The sequence below is a fragment of the Paracoccus sanguinis genome, assembly GCF_012689545.1.
Taxonomy (GTDB): domain Bacteria; phylum Pseudomonadota; class Alphaproteobacteria; order Rhodobacterales; family Rhodobacteraceae; genus Paracoccus; species Paracoccus panacisoli.
The window spans coordinates 2,484,551-2,508,721 of the sequence record NZ_CP051542.1 but is presented as its reverse complement, the minus strand read 5'-3'; the positions used below and the strand labels follow the sequence as shown (position 1 = coordinate 2,508,721).

Sequence of the window (24,171 nt, the reverse complement as noted above, 5' to 3'; positions counted from 1 at the left end):
CTCAGTCGACCTGCGCCACGCGGACCGGCTGCGGGGGCAGCGCGGCGCCGGCGTCGGCGGCCATGGTGGTCTTGGCCTCGGCCATCCAGGCGTCATACTTCTCCTGGCTGACGGCCTTCACCACGATCGGCATGTAGGCGTGGTTGATCCCGCAGAGCTCCGAGCACTGGCCGAAGTAGATGCCTTCCTTGTCGGCCGAGAACCACAGCTGGGCGATCCGGCCCGGCACGGCGTCCTGCTTGACCGCGAAGGCGGGGACCGTCCACGAGTGGATCACGTCGGTCGCCGTCACCTGCATCAGCACGGTCTTGCCGACCGGCACCACCACGGCGTTGTCGGTGGCGAGCAGGTATTCGTCCTCGGCGTAGCCGTGGTCGGCGAGCTCCTCGCGCGCCAGCATCAGCGCGTCGAAGGCGATGGCGTCGTTGGGATATTCATAGGACCAGTACCACTGGTGCCCGATCGCCTTGATGACGAGATCGGGGTTGGCCGGCATCTCTTGCGAGCGGAACAGCGCGGGCAGCGAGAAGATGCCGATGGTCAGCAGGATCAGCACCGGGACGAGCGTCCACAGCACCTCGACCGGGGTGTTGTGGGTGAAACGCGCGGGCACCGGGTTGGCGCGGCGGTTGAACCGGACGATGCACCAGACGAGCAGGGCGCAGACGAAGATCGTGATCACGGTGATGATCATCAGCACGAAGTGGTCCAGCCACTGCTGGTCGTGCGCAAGCGGGCTCGACGCCGGCTGGAAGTTCATCCCGCCCGCGAGCGGCTTGCCGATCACCGGCAGGTCCCCCAGCACGTCCTGCGCCGCCGCCGTGCCGGCCATCGCGAGTTGCGCCGCGACTGCACCCGCGGCCGTCAGCGCCGCCGTGATCCGGCCCGTTGCCCAGTTTGCCATTCTTCGTTTCCCGTTCACTGTCCCTCGCCGCCCGCGCGGCCGCGTCCCCCGCCGCGTCTGCGGCCTCTGGTCGCAGCGCATCGGCAGTCCTGTCACAACCATATCTGCTTGCACCCGGCAAGCCTAGCTATCGACTCGGAACGAGAAAACCCTTACCTCCGTCGCCCGATGACCGCGCCCTTCGCCCCCTTCCATGACCTGCTCGATCCCGACCGCGCACTCGCCATCCTGCGCGAGGCGGTGGCGGGGGCCGACGACGGCGAACTGTTCCTCGAACGCGTCCGCGGCGAGGCGCTGGTCTACGACGACGGGCGGCTGCGCAACGCGGGCTACGACGCGAGCCAGGGGTTCGGCCTGCGCGCCGTGCGGGGCGAGGTCACGGGCTTCGCCCATTCCACCGAGATTTCGCTGGCCGCGCTGCAGGATGCCGCGGCGACCGCGCGCCTGGCCGTGGGTGCGGGCGGCCATGTGCTGAGCTCGGCGCCCGCCGGCCCCGGCCCCGCGCTCTATGCCGGGATCGACCCGGTCGAGGGAATCGCCTTCGCCGACCGTGTGGCGCTGCTGCGCGAGATCGACGCCTTTGCCCGCGACCTCGACCCGCGGGTGGTGCAGGTGTCGGCCTCGATGGCGTCCTCGCTGCAAGAGGTGGCGATCCTGCGCCCCGAGGGCGGGATCGTGACCGACATCCGGCCGATGGCGCGGCTGAACGTCTCGGTGATCCTCGAATCGAACACCCGGCGCGAGACCGGCACCGCCGGCGGCGGCGGGCGGCACGCGCTCGGCCTGCTGCTTGCGCCCGCGCACTGGCAGGGGCTCGTGCGCGAGGCGCTGCGGATTGCCGAGGTCAACCTGCGCTCGGTCCCCGCCCCGGCCGGGGTGATGGACGTGGTGCTGGGGCCGGGCTGGCCGGGGATCCTGCTGCACGAGGCGGTGGGCCACGGGCTCGAGGGCGACTTCAACCGCAAGGGCGCCTCGGCCTTTGCCGGGCTGATGGGCCAGCGGGTGGCGGCGCCCGGCGTGACCGTGGTCGACGACGGCACCCTGCCCGACCGCCGCGGCTCGATCACCGTCGACGACGAGGGGACGCCCCCGCAGCGCAACGTGCTGATCGAGGACGGAATCCTCGTCGGCTACCTGCAGGACCGGCAGAACGCCCGGCTGATGGGGGTCGCGCCCACCGGCAACGGCCGGCGCGAAAGCCACGCCCATGCGCCGATGCCGCGGATGACCAACACCATGATGGAGCCGGGGACCGATGACCCGGCGGCGATCGTGTCGGACCTCACGGACGGCATCTATGCGGTGGGCTTCGGCGGCGGGCAGGTGGACATCACCAACGGCAAGTTCGTGTTCTCCTGCACCGAGGCCTACCGCGTCCGCGGCGGCGAGGTGCAGGAACCGATTCGCGGCGCCACGCTGATCGGCGACGGGGCCACCGCGCTCAAGCACGTCCGCGCGATCGGCAACGACCTGGCGCTCGACCCCGGGGTCGGCAACTGCGGCAAGCAGGGCCAGTGGGTGCCGGTCGGCGTGGGCCAGCCGACGCTGCTGATCGGCGGGCTGACCGTGGGCGGCTCGGCGGCCTGACGCGGCGCGCGGGCGGATTTTTCGCGCCGGGCCGTGTGCCGCTAACCATCCGTTAACCCTTCCGTGCGATGAGTCCTCGCAGGATGAGGCGAGGCTCGGGATGGTTGTGCGATCGGTTTCCTTCGCTCCCCCCCACACCCCACCCACCACGAGGGAAGACGATCTCTCCGTGCTTCGCCTCATCCGCTCGCGCCGGGTCGGACCGGCAACCTTTCACCGGCTGATCGCCGACCACGGCAGCGCGGCCGCCGCGCTTGCCGCGCTGCCCGACATCGCCGCCGCCGCGGGGATTGAGGGCTACGCCCCCTGCCCAGAGGGCGTCGCCGCTGCCGAGATCACCGCCGGCCGCCGCCTCGGGGCCGAGCTGATCACCCTCGCTGACCCCCGCTACCCCCCGCTTTTGCGCGAGATTCCCGACGCCCCTCCCGCGCTCTGGGTGCAGGGCGAGGTCAGCGCGCTCGCCCGCCCGCTGATCGCGGTGGTGGGGGCGCGCAACGCCTCGTCGCTGGGGCTGCGGATGGCGCGCGGGCTGGCGCTGGCGCTCTCCGAGGCCGGGATCGGCGTCACCGCCGGCCTGGCGCGCGGCGTCGACACCGCCGCGCACGAGGCGAGCTGCGCCGCCGGCACCATCGCCGTGCTGGCCGGCGGCATCGACCGCATCTACCCGGCCGAGAACCGCGCCCTGGCCGAGCGCATCCGGGCCACCGGCTGCCTGATCTCTGAGCAGCCGCCGGGGCTCGAGCCGGTGGCGCGGCATTTCCCGACCCGGAACCGGATCGTCTCGGGCCTCTGCGCCGGCGTGGTGGTGGTCGAGGCCGCGCACCGCTCCGGCACCCTCATCACCGCGCGCTGCGCGGCCGAGCAGGGGCGCGAGGTGATGGCCGTCCCCGGCCACCCCCTCGACGCTCGCGCCGGCGGCTGCAACGCCCTGATCCGCGACGGCGCGACGCTGGTGCGCAGCGCGGAGGATGTGCTGGCCGCGGTGGGTTTTGAGGCGGGGGCGGGGCGGGGCGGGGTTGGCGGTGGTGCGGGTGGGGAGGATGCGGCCGGCGAGGGCTGTGGTGAGGGGGGACGGTCCCGTGAGGGCGGCGCTGGGGCGGGACAGTCCCGCGAGGGCGGCGCGTCGGCGGGCCGGTCCCGCTCGGCCCGTCCGTCAGGCCAACCCGCCGAGTCGGCCAAAGCGGCGCCGCGATCGGCTATATCGCAACCTACTGCGCGAAGCGCGAAAGGACATGATCACGCGGGCGAACCAAGCACTCAAGCCTCGGCGGCCGCGTACGGAGAGCCGAGCGCCGTCGATCGAGATGCGTCAGCAACGGGCGCGAGGGCGAGTAGGCCCCAGTCGCAATGGATGAGCACCCCGCCGCCGTTCAAGACCCCCCACCCCTCCGCTCTCGGCGGCGGGCCCCGCGAGATTGGCGAGGACTCTGAAACCACGCTGAAGGAGCGCCTCATCAACCTCCTCGGCCCATCGCCGACCGACGAGGACAGCCTCATCCGCTTGCTGTCCGTCCCCGCGGCCCGGCTGGCCCCCCTGCTACTCGAACTCGAGCTGGACGGTCGGCTGGTGCGCATGCCCGGCAGCCGAGTTGCCCTGCTCGACTGAGCCACGCTTCTGGTTGTCGGGGTCAGGGTTTGCCTAGCGGTAGATGCTCACCGGGATCGGTGCGCTCCACCGACGTTGGATCGCCCGTGTTGAGCCAGAAAGAGCTGGCCGGCCGGGAACCCGGGTCGCGGGACAGTCTGGGATAGGCGTGAGGGATAGGCGGTGGACGTGGGCGATAGCGGGGTGACGGTGTGGGGCTCTGAAGCAGGCCGTTGATAGGTATGCCCCTGCCATGGGCGAAAACAGGGCATCGATAATGCCGAAGCTGGCGGACACAGCCGCAACTGGCGGCCTCCACCACGGCGAAAGCGGTGGAGCCCATGCATCGGGCCAAGCCCTTCGAGAGCGAGCGAACAGCACGCCAAGCGACACCCTGTTCAGGATGGCGCGCGAGATGTCCCGCGCGCTCCCCGGCACCAGCAGCGTGCCGAACGGCGCCGCCGCCACCAGCGACATGACCGCGGTCTCGACCAGAAACCTGGCGGCATCCGGCAGTCCAGCAGAGCCCGCAACGGCTAGCGCCGCGACCAGCCGTTGCTGGAGCACCGCGTAGAGCGCGTCAAAGTGATGTAAGTCAGACCACACCACCGCCTAATGCAGAAATCTCGTTGGCCTCACCTACCCACTTCCTCTCGGGTCCCGTTCAGCGCACGAATCCGCTCGGAGCCCTGGTCTAAGCCGTGGCGCCGGCGGATCCAGCCCGCGATCGCCGCGGGCAGATTTGGCGTGCCGTCGGTCGGGGTATTTTGCCGCGCTCACTCACCGTCTCTGCCAGCTGTGGCGCGATGAAGTCGTGGACACCAACGACACGCACGGTTCTTGGTCAGATGGGCGCCGTCACCCGACCCGAGCTGGACCAGGTAAGGCACGGCGCCCCGCCCCTGCCTCGCAATACCCTCAACCAATCGACACCGACGGCGGCGCGGCGCTTGGCCACGTTCCGTCGGTCGTGTCCCTGTCGCGCGTCTTGTCCTGAGCGCTCCAACTCAGGCCGTCCGAAGCGCCCACGACGGGACGAAACGGATCGGGCGCGTCGAGGTCCGGGATCGGCAACTCAGCCGCGAGCACGGGGAGAACGCCGTCTGCGCCGTCAGGAACACCGCCTTGTCCGGCCCACCCCGCTTCCGCCGATTGCCCAAGCATCACGCTGAAAACGCCCCCAGCATCGGCAACCCAGTCGTCGGCATCGCCAGCGCCTGCGCCCTCTGCGGACCATCCCACACCGCCCCCGCTCTCCGCCCCGAAGGCAGCCGCCGGGCCGCCCGACAGGCCGATGCCCGCCCGGGACGCCTCGCTTCCGCCGTGCCCCTCCGCCCCCGCAGCACCCGCCCCCGCACCCGGCCGCACGTCGCCGTGGCGCAGGCGCAGCGCGTGGTGGCCGCCGAGGGCGCCGAGGCGGCCGCGGAAGACCACCTGACCTGCGGCGGTCTCGAGGGTCGCCTGTTCGAGCACCCCCGGCGGCAGCGCGATGCGGTCGCCGGGGCCGAGGGCGCGCAGCTCGCCAAGCGTGATCTGGCGGCGGCAGAGCACGCCGGTCAGCTCGATCGGGGCCTGCCGCACGGCCTCGGCCAGGGGGCCGCGGGCGGGGGCCGGCGGCGCGCTCGCCGTCGGAGCGTCCGCGGTGGGCGCGGGCGCAGTGGCGCGCGGCGGGGCGTGGGGCAGGATGAGCAGCAGCGTCCCGTCGCGCTCGCCCGCCTCGCCGGCGCGCAGGGTGACCGAGACGAGCCGATACGACGTCTCCTCCAGCATCAGCGCGAGGGGGCGGGGGTCGTCGAGGAAACGGGCGTAGCGGAACCCCGCGACGCCATCGAACCCCGGCTGGCCGGCCAGTTCGGCCTCGAGCTCGGCAAGACAGGCGCTGACGAAATCGGCGCAGATCGCCCCGTCGGTGCGGGTCGGGCGGCGGGCGACGGCGCGGCGGGCCGAGACGCGCCCCAGCGCCTGCATCTCGATCAACGAGGTCAGCAGCCCGCTGTCCATGGCCACCGCGCCGAGCCGGTCGCCCGGCCCCTCGACCACCGAGATCAGCGGCTGCTCGGGCAGCAACTCGGGGATCTCGGCCAACTCGGCATGGCCGGTCGTCACCTTGTCGAAGAACACCGCCAGCCCGTGGATGCGGTCAGCGGCGCGGGCGATGGCGGCGGCCACGGCGCGGTCCGGCGGGCGCGGCCCCGCGACGATCCGGGGCGGGTCGGCCTCGGGAGCGCTCGCCCCCTTGCCCCGCACGGCCCGGCGCGCGGCGAGGGCGCGCCGCAGCACCGATCCGCCGGGGGGCTGTCCCGCCGTCAAACTCTGCCCTGCCGCTGCCATGCCCTGCCCGAATCGCTGAGGTTCCGGGGTCAGACTGACAGGGAAACCTTGCCAAGCGGTTACCGCGGCCCAGCCCCGAGGGCAGAGGTTAGATCGCCAGCCCGTGCCGCCCGGCGAGATCGGTGAAGAACTGCCATGCCACCCGGCCCGAGCGGGCGCCGCGCGTCGCCTGCCACTCGATGGCCTCGGCGCGCAGCACCTCGGGGTCCACGGCCAGCCCGTAGGCGGCGCAATAGCCGTCGATCATCGCCAGGAACTCGTCCTGCCCGCAGGGATGGAATCCGAGCCACAGCCCGAAGCGATCCGAGAGCGACACCTTCTCCTCCACCGCCTCGCCGGGGTGGATGGCGCTCGCGCGCTCGTTGTCGATCATGTCGCGGGGCATCAGGTGGCGGCGGTTCGAGGTCGCATAGAGGACCACGTTCGGCGGGCGCCCGGCGAGGCCCCCGTCCAGCACCGCCTTGAGCGACTTGTACTGCGCGTCGTCGTGCGAGAACGACAGATCGTCGGCGAAGAGCAGGAAGCGGCGGTCGGACGCGCCCAGCATCCCGAGCAGCCGGCCGACCGAATCGAGATCATCGCGGGCGATCTCGACCAGCACCAGCGGCAGGCCCTGCGCCACGGCTTCGGCGTGCACCGCCTTGACGAGGCTCGATTTTCCCATCCCGCGCGCGCCCCACAGCAGCGCGTTGTTGGCGGCGTGGCCGCGGGCGAACTGCAAGGTGTTGGCGAGCAGCGTGTCGCGGGCCCGGTCGATCGCCACGAGCTGGTCGAGCGGCACCCGGTTCACCCGCGCGACCGGCTCGAGCCGGTCGGGGGCGGTGTGCCAGACATAGGCGTCGGCCTCGGCGAAGCTCGGCGGCGGGGCGGGCGGCGGGGCGAGCCGGTCGAGCGCGTCGGCAATCCGCTCGAGCGCGGGATCAGTCGTCATCCTCGACCCACAACCCTTCGGCGCGCAGCTCGGCCTCGCGCCTCGTCTCGATCCGCTTCACGAGCTGGATGGCGACCTCGTAAAGCCCGTAGATCACCGTGAAGAGCACGATCTGGCTGACCACGTCGGGCGGCGTCACCATCGCGGCAAGGACGAGGATCGTCACCACCGCATAGCGACGCATCGCGCCCAGACCGGCCGCAGAGACCAGCCCCGCCTTGCCCATCAGCGTCAGCGCCACGGGCAGCTGGAACGACAGACCGAAGGCGAGGATGAACTTGGTGGTCAGCGACAGGTATTCGCTGATCGAGCCCTGGAACACGATCCCGGCCATCTTGGGATCGGCCGGCACCGGCACCTTGGGGTCGTCGGGCAGGCGCAGCGGTCCGCTCTGGAACCCGAGGAAGAAGTCGAAGGCCCAGGGCAGGATGATGAAATACGCAAACGACGCGCCCAGCACGAACATGATCGGCGAGGCGATCAGGAACGGCAGGAACGCCTGCTTCTCGGACCGATAGAGCCCCGGCGCGATGAAGCGCCACAGCTGGTAGGCGATCACCGGGAAGGCGAGGATGAAGCCGCCGAACATGGCGATCTGCATGGCGAGGAAGAAGCCTTCCTGCACCTTGAGCATGATCAGCCCGCACTCCTGCCCGCGCTTGGCCAGCGCGCCGCAGATCGGCTGGGTCAGGAAGTTGAAGACCGGCTGCCAGATGAAATAGCACAGGATCGCGGCCACGACGAAGGCCAGGACCGACCAGATCAGGCGGGTGCGCAGTTCGGCCAGATGCTCGATCAGCGGGGCCGAGCTGTCGTCGATCTCGTCGGGGCGTTGGGCCAAAGGTCAGCTCCGGTCGCTGCGGCGCACGGCGTGAAGCCGGCGCGCGCCGGGCTGGTGTGCGGGTTCGGGGGCGCCCGAGGCGGCCGAGGCGGTCGCCACGGCCGACGGCGCCGGAGGGGCATCGGGTGCGGGATCGGGCAGGCCGAGGCCGAGGCCCGAGACGGTGCTGCCGGGCGCGGCGCTGGCCGGGCGCGGGGAGCCCGTTGCGGAGGACGCGGAGGGGGTCGCGGACGTCGCCGGGCTGGCCGAAGTCGCGGCAGATGCCGAGGCAGCCGAGGTCGAAGTCGTCGCAGCCGGAGCCGCAGGGGGGGGCGCGGCCGGGTCAGGTACCGCCGAGGTGGCGTCGCGCACCGGCTCGAGCGGGTCCCATTTCTCGAACTTGTCCGCGGCGCGGGTCAGCGCGTCCAGACCCAGACCGCGCGGCGAGGCCATCTTCTTGAGGTCGGATATCTCGCGCGTCGCCTCGTGGATGCCCGAGGCCTTGGCCGCGTCCTCCATCGCCGACGAGAACTCGCGCGCCATGCCACGGGCGCGGGCCGTGATGCGCCCGAGCGAGTGGAACATCACCGGCAGGTCCTTGGGACCGATCACGATCAGCGCCACGACGCCGATCAGCAGCAGTTCGGTCCAGCCAACGTCCAACATGATGCGAACCCAGCCCCGGTCGGCGCGGCCGACCCGCTTTTGCGTGCAGTTACAGGCGGTCGGCGTCGCGCGGCGTCACGTCGCGCAGCTCGGCGGCGCGGCGGGCGCGGGCGGCATCGGCTTCGGCCTGGATGCGGTCGGCTTCGGCGCGGGCCTTGGCGGCGGCGGCCTCGAGATCGTCGGCGCTGCGGTCGGCGCGGATCGCGGCGCGGTCGGTGGCGGTGTCCACGGTGCGCTCGACCTCGTCGGCGCCGTCACGGACCCCGCGTTTGAAGGCGGTGATGCCCTTGCCGACCTCGCCCATCAGCGAGGAAACCTTGCCCCGGCCGAACAGGACCAGGACGACGATGGCGATCAGCAGAAGCGCCATGGGGGAAGGTGCGTGCATCGTCTCTCTCCGGTTTAGTCGGGCGTGGGCCCGCTGCGGCGCGCGCGGCCGCTCTTGCGGATATAAGCGGACGGGACGGCGTCCGAAAGGTCTGAATCGCCCCGCAGGCCTCAACGCTGGGTGAGCGGAGGGGGCCGCTTGCCGGGGGTCCGCCCCCGGCAAGCGGCGCGGAACGCTGGCAAAACCGGGGCGCAGACCCCAGATTGGCTGCACGGCGCGCCGCGCCCCGTCCCGCCCCTTTCCGCCCCGTGTCCTGCCGCGAGTTGCCCGATGAGCCCCGACCTCGCCCGCTTCGCCTATCTCGCGCTGCTGCTCGTCGCGGTCGGCGGTTTCCTGTTCGTCGAGTTCCGCCGCGATGCGGGCAGCACCTCGCGCGGGATCCTTGCCTGGGGGCTGATCTTCGTCGGCCTGATCGCCGCCGCCGGGCTCTGGGACGACATAAGCCGCGACGTGATGCCGCGGCAGGAGGTGCTGGACGGCGGGCGGATCGAGGTGCCGCTCGGCAGCGACGGGCATTTCCACCTGACCGCCGAGATCAACGGCGCCCCGGTGCGCTTCGTCGTGGACACCGGCGCCTCGTCCCTGGCGCTGAGCCTGCGCGACGCGGGGCGCGCCGGGATCGACGCCGACCGGCTGGCCTTTGCGGGGCAGGCGCAGACGGCGAACGGCATCGTGCCCACGGCGACGGTGCGGCTTGAGAGCGTGCGGATCGGCGAGATCGAGGATCACGGCGTGACCGCGATGGTGATCGGCGGCGAGATCGACCGCTCGCTGATGGGCATGGACTATCTGCGGCGCTTCGCTCGCGTCGGGTTCGAGGGCGACAGGCTGGTGCTCGAGCGCTGAGCGGGCGTGGCCGCTCGCGGCGCAGGCCGGCGGGGTTGGACCCCGAGCTGGCCGTGGGACCGGCTCACGGCGGGATCGGCGGGGATCTGAATGAGCATCCGGCGTTCGCAGGCGTCGAGCCGCGAAAGGATCACCGCCTCCGCCTCGCCCCGCGCCTTGGCCTTGCGCCAGATGCGCAGGCACGAGGCGGGCGACCACGGCAGCACCGCCTCCGCAAGCCAGCGCCGCAGCGCCGCGGGCAGCGCATCATAGTGGCGCATCGCATCGGCAGCGCGGTGGCGGCCGCGGAACGGGGTCTGGCCGAGGTTGGATCGGGGCGGCGGCATGGCGTCGGTCGTTTCGTGATAGTATAACATATCACACAGCGATCAGACGCGGTCCACCCTCTCCTGCAAGTCACCGATGGGTTCACCGCCGCTCCGTCCCCTGCCCGGCCCGCCAGCACAAACGCCCCGCCCGAGCCTCAGCGCTTGCGCGCCCAGCGGCCGTCCTCCTCGGACCAGTATTCCGCCGCGACCCCGGCCCCGGTCAGGGCCCGCCACTGGCCCCGCGCCTGCTCAAGCGCGGCCGGATCGTTGCCGTCGAAGACGATGCACACCCGTTCGGCCGGGCCGCACTCCGCCGCCTCGACCGCCGCCCCGTCGAGCGCGATCAGGCAGGCCGCCCCCGCGGACGCCCCGCCCGCCACCGTCAGCAGCACCGGCTGCAGCGCGTCGTGCGGCCCGCCGGCGAGCCCGTGCGGCAGGAACCCCTCGCCCTGCCACAGCGCCTCGTCCAGCCGCGCCATGCGGCCCGCGTCGGTGCCGCGCAGCTCGACCCGCCAGCCCGCCGCCCGCGACTTGCCGATCAGCACCGGCAGAAGCTGCTCGGCGGCCGAGCGGGTCAGGTGATAGAAGAGCGCGCTGCCCACCCGGTCACTTCGCCTCGAAGCGGTCCCGCACCAGCCGGTCGAGCGTCATCACCCCCCACCCCGTCGCGCCCTTGGGCGCCAGCGGAGTCTCGCCCGGCGGCAGCGCCACCCCGGCGATGTCGAGATGCGCCCACGGCATCCCCTTGCGGATGAACCGCTGCAGGAACTGCGCCGCGGTGATCGACCCCGCCGGGCGGCCGCCGGTGTTCTTGATGTCGGCCAGCCGCGACTTGATCAGCTCGTCATAGGCCGGCGACAGCGGCAGCCGCCACAGCCCCTCGCCCTCGGCCCCGGCGGCGGCCAGCAGGTCCGCGGCCAGCCCGTCGTCGTTGGAAAAGAGCCCGGCGTTCTCGTGCCCCAGCGCGATGATGACCGCGCCGGTCAGGGTGGCGAGGTTCACGACCGCCGCGGGGGCGAACCGCTCCTGCGCGTACCAGAGCACGTCGGCGAGCACGAGCCGGCCCTCGGCGTCGGTGTTGATGACCTCGATCGTGTCACCCTTCATCGAGCGCACGATGTCGCCCGGCCGCTGGGCGCGGCCGTCGGGCATGTTCTCGACCAGCCCGACGAGGCCGACGACATTGGCCTTGGCCCGGCGCAGCGCGAGGGTGCGCATCACCCCCGCGACGACGCCCGCGCCGCCCATGTCCATCGTCATTTCCTCCATCCCCTGCGCGGGCTTGATCGAGATGCCGCCGGTGTCGAAGACGACGCCCTTGCCGACCAGCGCCAGCGGCGCGGCCTCGCCGCCGCCCTGCCAGCGCATCACCACGACCTTCGAGGGGCTTTCGGACCCCTGCCCCACCCCGAGCAGCGCCCGCATCCCGAGTTCGGCGAGCTGGTCCTCGTCGAGCACCTCGACCTCGAGCCCGAGTTCGCGCATGGCGAGCAGGCGGTCGGCGAAGTCGCTGGTGGTCAGCACGTTGGCCGGTTCGTTGACGAGATCGCGGGTGAAGAACACCCCTTCGGCCAGCGCCGCGCCATCGGCGGCGGCGCGGGCCGCGGCCTCGGGGTCGTCGCAGAGCAGGGTGACGCGGGCCTTGTCCGGCTCGGGCGCCGGGGCCGGGTCGGCGGGGGCTGCAGGCGCGGGCGCATCGGCGCCACCGTCGGCCAGGCGCGCGTCCTCCGCGGCGCCGTGGGTCACCGACTGCGGGATCTCGGCCGGGGCGTCGGCCGCGGCCGCGCCCTTGCGCCCGGCCTTGCCGCCGGGTTTCGGCGCGTCGGTCGCGGAGTCGTCCTCACGCGCCGGGCGCGACTTGTAGACCGAGAAATCATAGCCCCTGAGCGCGATCCCGAGCGCGAGGTCGGCGATCCGGTCTTGCCCGGAGGCGAGACCCGTGGCGACCACCGTGACCTCGCCCTTGCCCATCCGCGCGCCGATCGCGGCGCCCGCCTTGCGGGCCGTCGCCGCGTCGGCCTTGCGCGGCAGGTGCACGAGCTGCACCGCGTCGGCCTCCATCCCGGCCGGGAAGGCAAGGTCCATCGCCGCGCCCGGCTTGACCTCGGACCAGGCCTTCGACCCGAGCGCCCGGGCGATCCCGCGCCGCAGCGCCGGGGCGAGGCCCTTGGGCGGCTGGCCGCGCTCGTCCACGAGCAGGACGACCCGTCCGCCGCGGGTGGAGAGATCGGCCCCGGCGGCCGGCATGAAGCGGATTTCGACGGGATGGGTCATCACGGACAGGCCTTCGATTGGGGAGCGCGGGCGAGCCTAGCCCCGCGCCGGGCGGTTGGCCAGAGCCGGCGGGTGCCCGCCCCCCCGGCCGCCATCCGCCCATCCTGCACCAACGGCTTTCCCGGCCCGGCACGCGGCTGTATCACCCAACCGAGCCCTTTCCCCCCACGGAGCCCGGATGCCCCGGATCGACCGCTATATCCTCACGCAATACCTGACGCAGTTCGGGTTCTTCGCGCTGGTGCTGGTGTCGGTCTACTGGATCAACCGGGCCGTGCAGCTTTTCGAGCAGCTGATCCAGGACGGCCAGACCGCGCTGGTGGTGCTCGAGTTCACCGCCCTCACCCTGCCGCTCGCGATCGCGTTGGTGCTGCCGGTCGCGGCGTTCGCGGCGACGGCCTACGGGACCAACCGGCTCGCCTCGGAATCCGAGCTGACGGCGATGCAGGCGGCGGGGCTCTCGCCCTGGCGGCTGGCGCGGCCGGTGCTGGTGTTCGGCCTGCTCGTTGGGCTGATGGTCGCCGTGCTCGCGCACGCGCTGGTGCCGCTGGCACGGGCGCGGCTGGCCGAGCGGCAGGCCGAGGTGGCCGAGAACGTCTCGGCGCGGTTCCTCAAGCCCGGGGCCTTCCAGTATCCGGCCGATGGGGTCACGCTCTTCATCGGCGACATCGCCGAGGACGGGCGGCTGATCGACCTGTTTCTCGAGGATGCGAGCGATCCGTCCCAGCACTCGATCTATACCGCCGAAGAGGCGCTGGTGGTCCGCACCGACGCCGGGCCGCGGCTGGTGATGTCGCGGGGCATGGTCCAGACGCTCCGGCAGGCGGACGGGGGCGCGCCGCGGCTTTCGGCCACGCGGTTTGCCGACCTGACCTATGACGTCGGCAGCTTCTTCGCCGCCGATGCCCGCAAGGCCCGCGACCTGCGGACCTATTCCACCCTGCGGCTGCTCATGCCCGACGCCGCCCTGCTCGAGGCGACGGGCGCCACCGCCCCCCGCGCCCGCGCCGAGGGGCACGAGCGGCTGGCCCAGCCGCTGATGGCGCCGGTGGCGGCGATGCTGGGGTTCTCGATGCTGCTGATCGGCGGGTATTCGCGCTTCGGGGTCTGGCGGCAGGTGCTCTGGGCGGTGCTGGCGCTGCTGGCCGTGCAGGCGCTGGCGACGGCGGCCGCCAGCCGCACCGCCGAGGCGCCGGGCAACTGGCCGCTGCTCTACCTCGCGCCGCTCGCCGGGGCGCTGGTCGCCGCCGGCGCGTTGTGGAGCGCGGGGCGCCCGAGGCGCATCAAGGCGCCCGCCCTGCCCCCGGCCCCGCCGCCCCTCGCCCAGCCGGGGGCCGCGCCATGATCCTGCAGCGCTACCTCGCCCGCCGATTCCTGCGCCAGTTCCTCGTCGTGGCCGGTGCCTTCGTGGCCATCCTGTTCCTCATCGACCTGATCGAGGAGATCCGCCGCTTCAGCCCCGCCGGCGCCGGGCTCCGCCGGGTCGCGGGGCTGGCCGGGCTGAACATCGTGGCGAGCGTCTATGCGATCCTGCCGCTCATCACCCTGCTGGCGGCCATCGCGCTGTTTCTCGGCCTCTCGCGCAGTTCCGAGCTGGTGGCGATCCGCGCCGCCGGACGCTCGGGCCTCAGGATCGTCGCCGCGCCGGTGGTGACGGCGCTGCTGCTCGGCGCGCTGCTCGTCGCGGTGCTGAACCCGATCGTGGCGGGCACGACCAAGCGCTATGACCAGGCCGCGGCCCGGGTTGCGGGGGCGGCCACCCAGACCGTGTCGCTGGGCAAGGGGGCGGTGTGGCTTCGTCAGGGGGTGCCGGCGCGGACCGCGGGCGCGGGTGAGCGCGGGGGCCAGATCGTCATCCGCGCCGGGCGCGCGAGCCCGGACGCCACGACGCTTTATGACGCGACCTTCCTCGTCTTCGACGCCGAGACCGGGCCGGTCCGCCGCATCGCCGCCCAGTCGGCGCGGCTGTCGCAGGGGGCGTGGGTGCTGGCCGGGGTCAAGGAATGGCCGCTCGGGGCGGCCAACCCCGAGGCCGGGGCGCAGGTGCTGCCGGGGCTGACGCTGCCCACCGACCTGACCGCGGCGCGCATCCGCGACGGCTTCGGCGCACCCGACTCGGTGCCGGTCTGGCAGCTGCCGGCCTTCATCGCCGGGCTCGAGCGGGCGGGCTTTTCCGCCCTGCGCCACCGGGTCTGGTTCACGACCGAGCTGGCGCGGCCGTTCCTGATGGCGGCGATGGTGATGCTGGCCGCCGTCTTCACCATGCGGCCGATGCGCGGGCGCCGCGCCGGAGTCTTGGTGCTCGGCGCCTTTGCCGCGGGCGTCGGGCTGTTCTTCCTGCGCAATCTCGCGCAGGTTCTGGGCGAGGCCGGCAACGCCCCCCCGGTGTTCGCCGCCTTCGCCCCGCCGCTGATCGCGGCGCTTCTGGCGCTGGCCGCGCTGCTGAGGCTCGAGGACGGATGACCCATCGCAGCGCACCCTCAAGCCCTTTGGCAGTCAGCGCCGCCCTCGTCGCGCTGGCGCTGCCGCTGGCCCTGCCGCCCGCCCCGGCCGCGGCGCAGGCGGCCGCCACCCAACCCGCGGCCGCCCAGCCCGCCGCCGGGCAGCCCTGGTGGAAACCCTGGGCGGGCTTCACCGACGGCCAGCGCGCCCGCCCGGCGCTCGCCCCCGGCGCGGGCACGGCCGAGACCCGCGCCGACGGGACCACCACGACCGACGTGCCCCGGGTCGTGTTGACGCCGTCCCGCCCGCCCGCCCGCGACCCCGCCGGGGGGATTTCGCCCGAGCCGGACGGCGCGGCCACGCTGCTCGCCGATCACGTCGAGCTGTCGGGCGACCGCATCCTCACCGCCTCGGGTGGGGTGGTGGTGTGGTTCGAGGGCGCGCGGCTGGTGGCCGAGCGGGTGATCTATGACGGCCGCGCCGGCACGATGACCATCGAGGGGCCGATCCACCTGACCGAGCCGGGCAACGCCGGCACCCCGGACGAGGCGGTGCTGGTCGCGGATTCGGCGCAGCTGGACGAGGGGCTGCGCGACGGGCTTCTGCGCGGCGCGCGGCTGGTGCTGGCGCGCGAGCTGCAGCTCGCCGCCGCCGAGGTGCAGCGCACCGGCAACGGCCGGATGACGACGCTGACCCACGTCGTCGCCTCGTCCTGCCAGGTCTGCGCCTCGGACCCGACGCCCCTGTGGGAGATCCGCGCCCGCCGCATCACCCACGATGCCGAAACCCGGATGCTGCACTTCGAGCGGCCGCAGTTCCGCGCCTTCGGCCTGCCGGTCGGCACGCTGCCCGCGATGTCCGCCCCCGATCCGACCGTCGAGCGGATGACCGGCTTCCTGCAGCCGCGGTTCCGCACCACCTCGGGGCTCGGATTCGGGGTGATGCTGCCCTACTTCATTACCCTCGGCGACAGCGCCGATTTGACCGTGACGCCCTATGTCTCGGCCAGCCGCACCACCACGCTGGGGCTGCGCTACCGCCAGGCCTTCACCAACGGCGCGACCGAGTGGACCGGCGCGATCAGCCGCGACGACATCGAGGACGGCACCCGCGGCTATCTGTTCGGCGCGGCCCGCTTCGCGCTGCCGCGCGGCTACCGGCTGGGGGTGCAGGTGCAGACGGCCTCGGACCGCGGCTACCTGCTCGACTACGGGGTGAGCGACGCCGACCGGCTGTGGAGCGGGGTGACGCTCGACCGCATCGCCCGCGACCGGATGGTGACCGGCCGGGTCGGGCACTACCAGACCCTGCGCGAGGGCGAGCGCGCCTCGACCTCGCCCAGCCTCGTCGCGGACGCGCTGTGGGAACGGCGCTACGCGGCCTTCGGCGGCGAGGCGGGGTTGCAGTTCTCGGTCCATGCCCACCGGCGCAGCTCGGACGACAACATCCTTGGCCGCGACATCGCCCGCGGCTCGGCGCGGCTCGACTGGCAGCGCAACTGGCTGCTGCCGGGGGGCGTGGTGGCGGCGGCGCAGACGCGGCTGGACGCGGACGTCTATCGGATCGGCGACGACGACCGCTTCGACCGCACCGCCGCCCGCGCCATCCCCGCGGCCGCGGTCGAGCTGCGCTGGCCGCTGGTCGCCCGCCAGGGCGCCGCCACCCACCTGCTCGAGCCGGTGGCCCAGATCGCCTGGTCGCCCCGGCTCGAGGACGAGGACGTGGTGCCGAACGAGGATTCGCGGCTGATCGAGTTCGACGAGGGCAACCTCTACATGCTCGACCGCCTGCCCGGCCGCGATTCGGTCGAGGGCGGGCTGCGCGCCAACCTCGGCCTGCGCTGGACCCGGATCGATCCCACCGGCTGGTCGCTCGGGGTGACGGCCGGGCGGGTGCTGCGCGACCGCCCGGACCCCGCCTTCGCCCGCGGCGGCGCGGTGCTGGCGGGCAAGCGCTCGGACTGGCTGCTGGCCGCGACCTACAGCGACGCGGGCGGGCTCGCCATCGCCAACCGGGCGCTCTTCGACGACGATTTCGACATCAACCGCAACGAGTTGCGGCTGGGCTGGCTGCGCCCCGGCTTTCAGCTTTCGGCGGGCTACCTGTGGATCGATTCGCAGACCATCGAGGGGCTTTCGGCGGACGTCTCGGAACTGTCGGCCACGACCGGCTGGCAGCTCGCCCCCGGCTGGTGGGCCAGCGCCGAGACCCGCTATGACTTTGCCGCCGACCGGGCGCAGCGCGCCGACCTGGGGCTGACCTACCGCAACGAATGCGTGAGCGTCGATCTTTCCGTCTCGCGCCGCTTCACCGCATCGGACAGTCTGCGCCCGGACACCGATCTCGGGCTTTCGGTGCGGCTGGGCGGCTTCGGCCGGCGGCCGGACGATCTGCCGGGAACGGTGGCGCGGCGCGCCTGCGTAAGGTAGCGTGGCGCGCATGACGCAGATGAGGACGACGATGCGGCGGATCTTTCACGCGACCCTGACGGCCGGTTTCCTCGGCAGCACCGCGCTGGGGGCGGCGGTGGTCACCGCCACGCTCGGCCTAGGCTGCGCCCTGATGCTGCCGCGGGGCGCCGAGGCCGGACCCTTCGCGCCGGTCGTCTATGTCAACAACGCCGCGGTCACGCAGTACGAGCTCGACCAGCGCATCCGCTTCATGCAGGTGCTGCGCGCGCCCGGCGCGGACCGCGAGAGCGCGCTCAAGGCGCTGATCGAGGACCGCCTCAAGCTCGAAGCCGCGCGCCAGATCGGGATCGCGGTCAGCGACCAGGGGCTCGAGCAGGGGCTCGCCGATTTCGCCGGCCGCGCCAACATGGACGTGGGCCAGTTCACCGAGGCGCTGGCCCGCGACGGGGTGGACCGGCAGGCCTACCGCGACTTCGTCAAGGCCGGCGTCGCCTGGCGCGAGGTGGTGCGCCAGCGGGTCGTGCCGCGGGTGCAGGTGACCGACCGCGAGGTCGAGCAGGCGATGAAGCGCGACATCGAGACCCCGATCACCACCGCCGTGCTGCTGTCCGAGCTGGTCATGCCCGCCCCCCCGGGGCAGGAGGCCGCGGTGCTGGCCCGCGGGCGCCAGCTCTCCGAGACGATCACCACCGAGGGCGCCTTTGCCGCCGCCGCGCGGCGCTATTCCGCGGTGCCGACCGCGCCCCGCGGCGGGCGGCTTGAGTGGACGCCGCTCGCCGACCTTGCGCCGGGGCTGCGGCAGATCATCGAGGGGATGCGCCCGAACTCGATCAGCCAGCCGCTGACCGTGCCGGGGGCGGTGGTGCTGTTCTACCTGCGCGACACCCGCGGGCGGCTGCGCGCGGGCGCGACCGACCAGACGGTGGAATATGTGACGCTCGCCGTGCCCTCGGCGGCGGACGGGGCGCAGGTGCTGGCCCGCGCCGACAGCTGCGGCAAGGTCTTTGTCGAGGCGAACCGCTATGCCGGCGACGTGATCTCGCAGCAGACCATGCCGCTGTCGGCGGTGCCGCTGGACATCGCCCAGCGCCTCGCCTCGCTCGACCCCAACGAGGGGACGGTCATCGACTATGGCGCCGGCGCGCGGGTGGTGATGCTGTGCCGGCGCACCCCGACGCTGGCCGATGAGCCCGTGACGGCGTTCGAGAGCCTGCCCGGCCTGCCGCAGCCGGCGCGCCGGCCGGACCCGGTGCCGGGGGCTGCGGGCCAGCCTGGTGCCGCCGGGGCCACCGCCGCGGGCGGCAGCGCCGAGGCTGCGGCCAACACCGACCGCGCCGCGACGCCCGCCGCGGCCGAGGCGCCCAACGCCGCCAACGCCGCGACCGACGCCGCCGCCGCGGCGGGGCTCGCCAGCGCCGATCCGCCGCTGCAAAGCCGGGCGCAGGTGCGCGAGGCGATCTTCAACCGCAAGATCAACGCCGCCGCCGACGCCTATCTGGCCGAGCTGCGCGCCGACGCCGTGATCCGCAAGCCGTGACGTCCGGCGACACGGGGCGCGCGGCGCCGCTGATCCTGACCTGTGGCGAGCCCGCCGGGATTGGCCCCGAGCTGGCCCCGCGGGCGCTGGCGGCCGGGGTGCCCCTCGTCTGGATGGGCGACCCGCGGCACCTGCCTGCCGGCACCGACTTCGCCGAGGTCGCGGACCCGGCCGACCCGGTGCCCCCCGGCACCCTGCCGGTGCTCCGCCACGATTTTTCCGCGCCCGCGACGCCGGGCACGCCCGACCCCGCCAACGCGCAAGGGGTGATCGACGTGATCGCCCGCGCCGTCGCGCTGGCGATGGCGGGCCGGGCGGCGGGCGTGGTGACGCTGCCGATCTCCAAGGCCGCGCTCAAGACCGGGGCGGGCTTCGCCTTTCCGGGCCACACCGAGTTCCTCGCCCATCTCGCGGGCGGGGCCGAGGTGGTGATGATGCTCGCGTCGACCACCGTCGAGCCGCCCTGCCGGGTGGTGCCGGCGACGATCCACATCGCGCTGGGGGAGGTGCCGGCGGCGCTGACGCCCGCGCTGCTCGAGCGGACGATCCGGATCACCCGCGCGGGGTTGATCCGGGATTTCGGCATCCCCGAGCCGCGGATCGCGGTGGCGGGGCTGAACCCGCACGCCGGCGAAGGCGGCGCGATGGGCTGCGAGGAGCGCGACTGGATCGCCCCGCTCTGCGCGCGGCTGCGGGCCGAGGGCCTCGCCGTGTCGGGCCCACACCCCGCCGACACGATGTTCCACGCCCCGGCGCGGGCGCGCTATGACGCGGCGGTGACGGCCTATCACGACCAGGGGCTGATCCCGATCAAGACGCTCGATTTCGCCGGCGGGGTCAATGTCACGCTGGGGCTGCCGTTCGTGCGGACATCGCCCGATCACGGCACCGCCTTCGACATCGCCGGGCGGGGGCTCGCGGACCCGGCCTCGACCATCGCCGCGCTGCGGATGGCGTGGGACATGGCCGAGGCGCGCCGGTGAGCCGCCGGGCGTGTGTCAGGCGCCGGACCGGGGGTTTCACACCCCCGGACCCCCGTGGGATATTTGTGCAAGGAAGAACGGGGCTGCGGGGCCGTCCGGCATGAGCGCGATCGACGGCTTGCCCCCCTTACGTGAGGTGATCGCGCGCCACGACCTGCGGGCGAAGAAGCAGCTCGGGCAGAACTTTCTGCTCGACCTCAACCTGACGGCGCGGATCGCGCGGGCGGCGGGCGACCTGACCCAGTGCGACGTGCTCGAGGTCGGGCCGGGGCCGGGCGGGCTGACCCGCGGGCTCTTGGCAGAGGGCGCGCGCCACGTGCTCGCCATCGAGAAGGACGCCCGCGCGATCCCCGCGCTCGAGGAGATCGCCGCCGCCTATCCGGGCCGGCTGACGATCATCCATGGCGACGCGCTGGAGGTCGATCCGCTGGCGCATCTGACCCCGCCGATCCGCATCGCCGCGAACCTGCCCTATAACATCGGGACCGAGCTGCTGGTCGGCTGGCTGACCCCGCCCGAGTGGCCGCCGTTCTGGCAGTCGCTGACGCTGATGTTCCAGAAGGAGGTCGCGCAGCGCATCGTCGCAAAACCGGGCAGCAAGGACTATGGCCGGCTGGCGCTGTTGGCGCAGTGGCGCTGCGACGTGCGGATCGTGCTGAGCCTGCCGCCGCAGGCCTTCGTGCCGGCGCCCAAGGTCGAATCGTCGGTGGTGCAGCTCACGGCCCTGTCCGCGCCGCGCTATCCGGCCGACGCGCGGGTCCTGTCCGAGGTGAGCTTTGCGGCCTTCAACCAGCGCCGCAAGATGCTGCGCGCGGCGCTGCGGGGGCTGCATCCCGACATCGAGGCGCTGCTCGAACAGGCGGGGATCGCGCCGACCGCGCGGGCCGAAGAGATCGACCTCGCGCGGTTCTGCGCCCTGGCGCGGGCGCTCGCGGCGGCGCGGGCGGGCTGAGGGCCCAAGGCCCCGCCCGCCCCTGTCACGCTTGGCTCCTTACTCCTCGGCGGGGGCCGGGGTTTCGCTGGCCGCCTCGCCGCGCTTGCGGGCCGTGGTGCGGCGCGGGGCCGCGGTGGTCGTGCGGCGGCGCGGGCGCGGGGCGTCGGCGGGCGCCTCGGCCGCGGGGGCCGCGTCGGCAGCCTCGTCGGCAGCCAGCGGGGCGTCGGCAGTAGCCGGCGCCGGGAGGTCGGCGGGGGGCGCGGTGTCGGTCGCCGCCCGCTGCTCGGGGGTTTCGACCGGACCGGCGGCGTCATCGACGCTCACCGCCTCGGGGATCCCGGCGCGGCCGGCGCGAAGGAAGTCGGGCAGCCCGTCATCGCCCTCGGCCCCGAACCCCGGTGCGGTGTCGGTCTCCGGCTCGCGCGGGGCGCGCTCGCGGCGGTTGTCGTCGCGGCGATCCTCGCGGCGCGGCTCGTCACGGCGGTTCTCGTCACGGCGGGACTCGTCGCGGCGGTTGTCCTGACGGTCGTCGCGGCGGTTGTCGTCGCGCCGGTTGTCCTGACGGTTGTCGCGGTTGTCGGCGCGGTTGTCCTGCCGGTTGTCGCGGTTGTCCTGCCGGTTGTCGCGGTTGTCGCGGTTGTCCTGCCGGCTCTCGCCCCGCCACTCGTTGCCGTTGGTGCGCTCGTCGCGGTCCTCGCCGGACGGGCCGCCCTGCTGGCCGCCGCCGAACTGGGCCTGGCGCTCGGCCTGCTCGCGCTGCGCCTCGCCCAGCATCCGCGTGTAGTGCTCGGCGTGCTGGAAGAAGCTCTGCTCGGCGACGCGGTCGCCGGACAGCTGTGCGTCACGGGCCAGCGCGAGGTATTTCTCGATGATCTGCTGGGGGGTGCCGCGCACCTTGCCCTCGGGGCCGGAGCTGTCGAACACGCGGTTCACGACATTGCCCAGCGAGCGCTGGTTGCGGGACTTGTTGCGCGAACGGGACTTGGAAGATCTCATCGTGCCAATTTTGACTGGTCCGGCGCGGGCAGCGCCTGGATGCGGTTGGGGTCTGATCCTGCGGATCGGCCGGGACCACCTGCCCGGCGCTTCGCGGAAATCTCCGGCAACGGAACGTGTGCGGGATGACCCGTGCGGGGCGTCATGCCCTCGTCACCGGGCCGCTAAACCACGCCGCCCGCGTCATGGCAAGCGGGAATCGCGCGGCGGCGCGATCAATTCCCCGCGGGCGGGGCGAGGCGCCCCAGCACCACCCGGTCACGCCCGTCGAGGTCGGGGCGCACCGTGACCTCGGTCAGCCCCGCCGCGGTGAAGAGCGCCGCGACCGCAGCCCCCTGGGTCGGGCCGATCTCGACCGCGAGCCAGCCGCCGGGGGCGAGATGCGCCCCGGCCCCTGCCGCGATGGCGCGATAGGCGGAAAGGCCGTCGCCCTCGTCGGTGAGCGCCATGCGCGGCTCGTGGTCGCGCACCTCGGGGGAGAGGCCCTCCATCTCGGCGGCCGCGATATAGGGCGGGTTCGAGACGATCAGCTCGAAGCGCCCGGTGACGGCGGCGAGCCAGTCCGAGACGGCGAACTCGGCCGCGATCCCCAGCCGCTCGGCGTTGCCCCGCGCCACCGCGAGCGCCGCGGGCGAGAGGTCCACGCCCAGCCCGCGCGTCCCCGGCCGTTCCGCCAGCAGCGACAGCAGGATCGCCCCGGTCCCGGTCCCGAGGTCGAGCACGGTGCGCCACGGCAAGGTGAGCGCCGCGGCGACCAGCGTCTCGGTCTCGGGGCGCGGGTCGAGCGTGTCGGGGGTGACGGTGAAGCTGTGGCGCCAGAAGGGCCGCTGGCCGGTGATCTGGGCGACGGGCTGGCGGGCGGCGCGGGCGGCGATCGCGGCCTCGAAGCGGGCCGCGACCTCGGGGGGCAGCGGGCGGGCCAGCTCGGCATGAAGCGCATGGCGCGGCACGTTGCCGTAGGCGTGGGCGATGAGGGCCAGCGCGTCGCCGGGGGCGCCGGGGACGCCCGCCGCCTCGAGCCGGCGCACCGCCTCGGCCATCGCGGCACGACCGCTGGGCGGGCTGGCGGGGGCGCTCATCCCCCTGCCCCGTCCTCGGCCGCGGCCAGCCGGGCGGCCTGATCGTGGGCGGTCAGGGCGTCGATGATCTCGGCCAGATCGCCCGCCATCACCCGGTCGAGCGCGTAGAGCGTCAGGTTGATCCGGTGGTCGGTCAGCCGCCCTTGCGGGAAGTTGTAGGTGCGGATGCGCTCGGACCTGTCGCCGGTCCCGACCTGGCTGCGGCGGTCGGCGGCGCGCTCGGCGTCGGCACGGCTGCGCTCGGCGTCATAAAGCCGGGCGCGCAGCACCGCCATCGCGTTGGCGCGGTTCTGGTGCTGCGACTTCTCGGACGAGGTGACCACGATCCCGGTCGGCAGGTGGGTGATCCGCACCGCGGAATCGGTGGTGTTGACGTGCTGGCCGCCGGCGCCGCTGGCGCGCATCGTGTCGATGCGGATGTCGGCGGCGGGGATGTCGATGTCGACCTCGGCGGCCTCGGGCAGCACCGCGACGGTGGCGGCCGAGGTGTGGATGCGGCCGCCCGATTCGGTTTCCGGCACGCGCTGGACCCGGTGGACGCCGGATTCGTACTTGAGCCGCGCGAACACCCCCTCGCCCGCGATCCGCGCGACCGCCTCGCGCACGCCGCCGAGTTCGGACTGGCTGAGCTCGAGGATCTGAAACTCCCACCCCTGCGCCTCGCCGTGGCGCTGGTACATCCTGAGCAGGTCGGCAGCGAAGAGCGCGGCCTCCTCGCCCCCCGTGCCGGGGCGGATCTCGAGGATGGCGGGGCGGGCATCGGCCGCGTCGCGCGGCAGAAGCGCCAGCCGCAGCGCCTGCTCCAGCTCGGGCAGGCGGGCGCGCAGGCGGGCGATCTCGTCCTCGGCCAGCTCGCGCAGTTCGGGGTCGGCCAGCATCGCCTGCGCCTCGGTCAGCGCCGCCTGCGCCCCGCGCCATTCGGCGATGCCGGCGACGACCGGCGTCAGCTCGGCATATTCGCGGCTGATCGCGGCGATCTCGTCGGCCGGCGGGCCGGCGTTCAGCCGCGCCTCGAGAAACTCGAAGCGGCGGGTGATCTGGTCAAGGCGGTCCTGCGGCAGCATGGGCGGGGCTTAGCGGTCCGGCGGGCGGCGGGCAAGCGAGGGGCGGGCGGGCCCGCGGGCACGGGACGGACGATTTTCCCGCCGA

General features: G+C 73.5%; 20 protein-coding genes and 2 pseudogenes. 10 read left to right on the top strand and 12 right to left on the bottom strand.

Going from position 1 to position 24,171, the window contains the following annotated elements:
* Position 1 precedes the first annotated feature (1 nt).
* A complete protein-coding gene (gene coxB / locus HGN31_RS11945) occupies positions 2–832 on the bottom strand; it encodes a cytochrome c oxidase subunit II (RefSeq protein ID WP_244961220.1) in 831 nt (276 codons plus the stop codon).
* Between the two features lie 240 nt (positions 833–1,072).
* On the opposite strand from coxB, the gene tldD reads away from it, so the two are divergent.
* The 3 genes and pseudogenes from tldD (at position 1,073) to HGN31_RS11930 (ending at position 4,097) form a co-directional block, all read left to right on the top strand.
* Positions 1,073–2,491 carry a metalloprotease TldD gene (gene tldD / locus HGN31_RS11940; RefSeq protein WP_168783328.1) on the top strand — a complete coding sequence of 473 codons (1,419 nt, stop codon included), beginning with the start codon at positions 1,073–1,075 and terminating at the stop codon, positions 2,489–2,491.
* A gap of 100 nt (positions 2,492–2,591) precedes the next feature.
* Positions 2,592–3,500: pseudogene (gene dprA, locus HGN31_RS11935) on the top strand (DNA-processing protein DprA); the annotation flags it as partial.
* A 342-nt stretch (positions 3,501–3,842) separates the two neighbouring features.
* Positions 3,843–4,097, top strand: a complete 255-nt coding sequence (locus tag HGN31_RS11930; RefSeq protein WP_168783930.1) for a DprA-like winged helix domain-containing protein — start codon at positions 3,843–3,845, stop codon at positions 4,095–4,097.
* Positions 4,098–4,994: 897 nt separating this feature from the next.
* On the opposite strand, the gene HGN31_RS11925 is transcribed toward HGN31_RS11930, so the two are convergent.
* From HGN31_RS11925 to HGN31_RS16545, 5 genes and pseudogenes are all read right to left on the bottom strand, one after another.
* Complete coding sequence (locus HGN31_RS11925) at positions 4,995–6,356, bottom strand: FliM/FliN family flagellar motor C-terminal domain-containing protein (protein WP_168783327.1); 1,362 nt, start codon at positions 6,354–6,356, stop codon at positions 4,995–4,997.
* A 139-nt stretch (positions 6,357–6,495) separates the two neighbouring features.
* Entirely contained in the window at positions 6,496–7,338 is an 843-nt protein-coding gene (locus HGN31_RS11920) for an ATP-binding protein (RefSeq protein WP_168783326.1), read from the bottom strand.
* Entirely contained in the window at positions 7,328–8,179 is an 852-nt protein-coding gene (gene tatC / locus HGN31_RS11915) for a twin-arginine translocase subunit TatC (RefSeq protein ID WP_168783325.1), read from the bottom strand. Before tatC ends, HGN31_RS11920 begins: the two co-directional genes overlap by 11 nt.
* A 3-nt stretch (positions 8,180–8,182) precedes the next feature.
* Complete coding sequence (gene tatB / locus HGN31_RS11910) at positions 8,183–8,824, bottom strand: Sec-independent protein translocase protein TatB (RefSeq protein WP_168783324.1); 642 nt, start codon at positions 8,822–8,824, stop codon at positions 8,183–8,185.
* A gap of 226 nt (positions 8,825–9,050) precedes the next feature.
* Positions 9,051–9,212 (bottom strand): annotated as a pseudogene (locus HGN31_RS16545) (twin-arginine translocase TatA/TatE family subunit); the annotation flags it as partial.
* Positions 9,213–9,482: 270 nt separating this feature from the next.
* Between HGN31_RS16545 and HGN31_RS11900 the strand changes: the two are divergent.
* Positions 9,483–10,058: a retropepsin-like aspartic protease family protein gene (locus tag HGN31_RS11900; RefSeq protein ID WP_036710207.1), complete on the top strand. Its 576-nt coding sequence runs from the start codon at positions 9,483–9,485 to the stop codon at positions 10,056–10,058.
* Here the strand turns inward: HGN31_RS11900 and HGN31_RS16335 are convergent.
* From HGN31_RS16335 to HGN31_RS11885, 3 genes are all read right to left on the bottom strand, one after another.
* Positions 9,998–10,384: a DUF6525 family protein gene (locus HGN31_RS16335; RefSeq protein ID WP_211096295.1), complete on the bottom strand. Its 387-nt coding sequence runs from the start codon at positions 10,382–10,384 to the stop codon at positions 9,998–10,000. The genes HGN31_RS11900 and HGN31_RS16335 overlap by 61 nt on opposite strands.
* 137 nt (positions 10,385–10,521) lie before the next feature.
* The gene (locus tag HGN31_RS11890) at positions 10,522–10,968 is read right to left on the bottom strand and encodes a DNA polymerase III subunit chi (protein ID WP_168783323.1); all 447 of its coding nucleotides are present in this window, start codon (positions 10,966–10,968) and stop codon (positions 10,522–10,524) included.
* Between the two features lie 4 nt (positions 10,969–10,972).
* On the bottom strand, positions 10,973–12,640 hold the full coding sequence (locus tag HGN31_RS11885; RefSeq protein ID WP_168783322.1) for a leucyl aminopeptidase: 1,668 nt from the start codon (positions 12,638–12,640) through the stop codon (positions 10,973–10,975).
* A gap of 178 nt (positions 12,641–12,818) precedes the next feature.
* Between HGN31_RS11885 and lptF the strand changes: the two genes are divergently transcribed.
* The 6 genes from lptF (at position 12,819) to rsmA (ending at position 20,965) form a co-directional block, all read left to right on the top strand.
* A complete protein-coding gene (gene lptF / locus HGN31_RS11880; protein ID WP_168783321.1) occupies positions 12,819–13,985 on the top strand; it encodes an LPS export ABC transporter permease LptF in 1,167 nt (388 codons plus the stop codon).
* Positions 13,982–15,103, top strand: coding sequence for an LPS export ABC transporter permease LptG (lptG, locus tag HGN31_RS11875; protein WP_036710192.1), 1,122 nt, complete (start codon positions 13,982–13,984; stop codon positions 15,101–15,103). Before lptF ends, lptG begins: the two co-directional genes overlap by 4 nt.
* Positions 15,100–17,511: an LPS-assembly protein LptD gene (locus HGN31_RS11870; RefSeq protein WP_211096294.1), complete on the top strand. Its 2,412-nt coding sequence runs from the start codon at positions 15,100–15,102 to the stop codon at positions 17,509–17,511. The genes lptG and HGN31_RS11870 overlap by 4 nt, the downstream gene beginning before the upstream one ends.
* Positions 17,512–17,542: 31 nt before the next feature.
* Positions 17,543–19,030, top strand: coding sequence for a peptidylprolyl isomerase (locus tag HGN31_RS11865; RefSeq protein WP_168783320.1), 1,488 nt, complete (start codon positions 17,543–17,545; stop codon positions 19,028–19,030).
* Complete coding sequence (gene pdxA, locus HGN31_RS11860; protein ID WP_168783319.1) at positions 19,027–20,013, top strand: 4-hydroxythreonine-4-phosphate dehydrogenase PdxA; 987 nt, start codon at positions 19,027–19,029, stop codon at positions 20,011–20,013. The genes HGN31_RS11865 and pdxA overlap by 4 nt, the downstream gene beginning before the upstream one ends.
* A 100-nt stretch (positions 20,014–20,113) precedes the next feature.
* A complete protein-coding gene (rsmA, locus tag HGN31_RS11855) occupies positions 20,114–20,965 on the top strand; it encodes a 16S rRNA (adenine(1518)-N(6)/adenine(1519)-N(6))-dimethyltransferase RsmA (RefSeq protein ID WP_168783318.1) in 852 nt (283 codons plus the stop codon).
* Positions 20,966–21,004: 39 nt separating this feature from the next.
* Here rsmA and HGN31_RS11850 read toward each other — a convergent pair whose 3' ends face one another.
* The 3 genes from HGN31_RS11850 to prfA all read right to left on the bottom strand — a co-directional run bounded on the left by HGN31_RS11850 (position 21,005) and on the right by prfA (position 24,086).
* Positions 21,005–21,943 (bottom strand): DUF4167 domain-containing protein, encoded by a 939-nt coding sequence (locus HGN31_RS11850; protein WP_168783317.1) that lies wholly within the window; start codon positions 21,941–21,943, stop codon positions 21,005–21,007.
* A 215-nt stretch (positions 21,944–22,158) separates the two neighbouring features.
* Complete coding sequence (gene prmC / locus HGN31_RS11845) at positions 22,159–23,022, bottom strand: peptide chain release factor N(5)-glutamine methyltransferase (RefSeq protein ID WP_168783316.1); 864 nt, start codon at positions 23,020–23,022, stop codon at positions 22,159–22,161.
* Positions 23,019–24,086 (bottom strand): peptide chain release factor 1, encoded by a 1,068-nt coding sequence (prfA, locus tag HGN31_RS11840; protein ID WP_168783315.1) that lies wholly within the window; start codon positions 24,084–24,086, stop codon positions 23,019–23,021. The genes prmC and prfA overlap by 4 nt, the downstream gene beginning before the upstream one ends.
* Between the last annotated feature and the right edge of the window lie 85 nt (positions 24,087–24,171).

What these genes read in the sequence shown, in the direction of transcription:
- coxB (WP_244961220.1), bottom strand. Translation starts at nt 832, where the DNA reads ATGGCCGGCACGGCGGCGGCGCAGGACGTGCTGGGGGACCTGCCGGTG.
- tldD (WP_168783328.1), top strand. Translation starts at nt 1,073, where the DNA reads ATGACCGCGCCCTTCGCCCCCTTCCATGACCTGCTCGATCCCGACCGC.
- HGN31_RS11930 (WP_168783930.1), top strand. Translation starts at nt 3,843, where the DNA reads ATGAGCACCCCGCCGCCGTTCAAGACCCCCCACCCCTCCGCTCTCGGC.
- HGN31_RS11920 (WP_168783326.1), bottom strand. Translation starts at nt 7,338, where the DNA reads ATGACGACTGATCCCGCGCTCGAGCGGATTGCCGACGCGCTCGACCGG.
- tatB (WP_168783324.1), bottom strand. Translation starts at nt 8,824, where the DNA reads ATGTTGGACGTTGGCTGGACCGAACTGCTGCTGATCGGCGTCGTGGCG.
- HGN31_RS11900 (WP_036710207.1), top strand. Translation starts at nt 9,483, where the DNA reads ATGAGCCCCGACCTCGCCCGCTTCGCCTATCTCGCGCTGCTGCTCGTC.
- HGN31_RS16335 (WP_211096295.1), bottom strand. Translation starts at nt 10,384, where the DNA reads ATGCCGCCGCCCCGATCCAACCTCGGCCAGACCCCGTTCCGCGGCCGC.
- HGN31_RS11885 (WP_168783322.1), bottom strand. Translation starts at nt 12,640, where the DNA reads ATGACCCATCCCGTCGAAATCCGCTTCATGCCGGCCGCCGGGGCCGAT.
- lptF (WP_168783321.1), top strand. Translation starts at nt 12,819, where the DNA reads ATGCCCCGGATCGACCGCTATATCCTCACGCAATACCTGACGCAGTTC.
- lptG (WP_036710192.1), top strand. Translation starts at nt 13,982, where the DNA reads ATGATCCTGCAGCGCTACCTCGCCCGCCGATTCCTGCGCCAGTTCCTC.
- HGN31_RS11870 (WP_211096294.1), top strand. Translation starts at nt 15,100, where the DNA reads ATGACCCATCGCAGCGCACCCTCAAGCCCTTTGGCAGTCAGCGCCGCC.
- HGN31_RS11865 (WP_168783320.1), top strand. Translation starts at nt 17,543, where the DNA reads ATGCGGCGGATCTTTCACGCGACCCTGACGGCCGGTTTCCTCGGCAGC.
- rsmA (WP_168783318.1), top strand. Translation starts at nt 20,114, where the DNA reads ATGAGCGCGATCGACGGCTTGCCCCCCTTACGTGAGGTGATCGCGCGC.
- HGN31_RS11850 (WP_168783317.1), bottom strand. Translation starts at nt 21,943, where the DNA reads ATGAGATCTTCCAAGTCCCGTTCGCGCAACAAGTCCCGCAACCAGCGC.
- prmC (WP_168783316.1), bottom strand. Translation starts at nt 23,022, where the DNA reads ATGAGCGCCCCCGCCAGCCCGCCCAGCGGTCGTGCCGCGATGGCCGAG.
- prfA (WP_168783315.1), bottom strand. Translation starts at nt 24,086, where the DNA reads ATGCTGCCGCAGGACCGCCTTGACCAGATCACCCGCCGCTTCGAGTTT.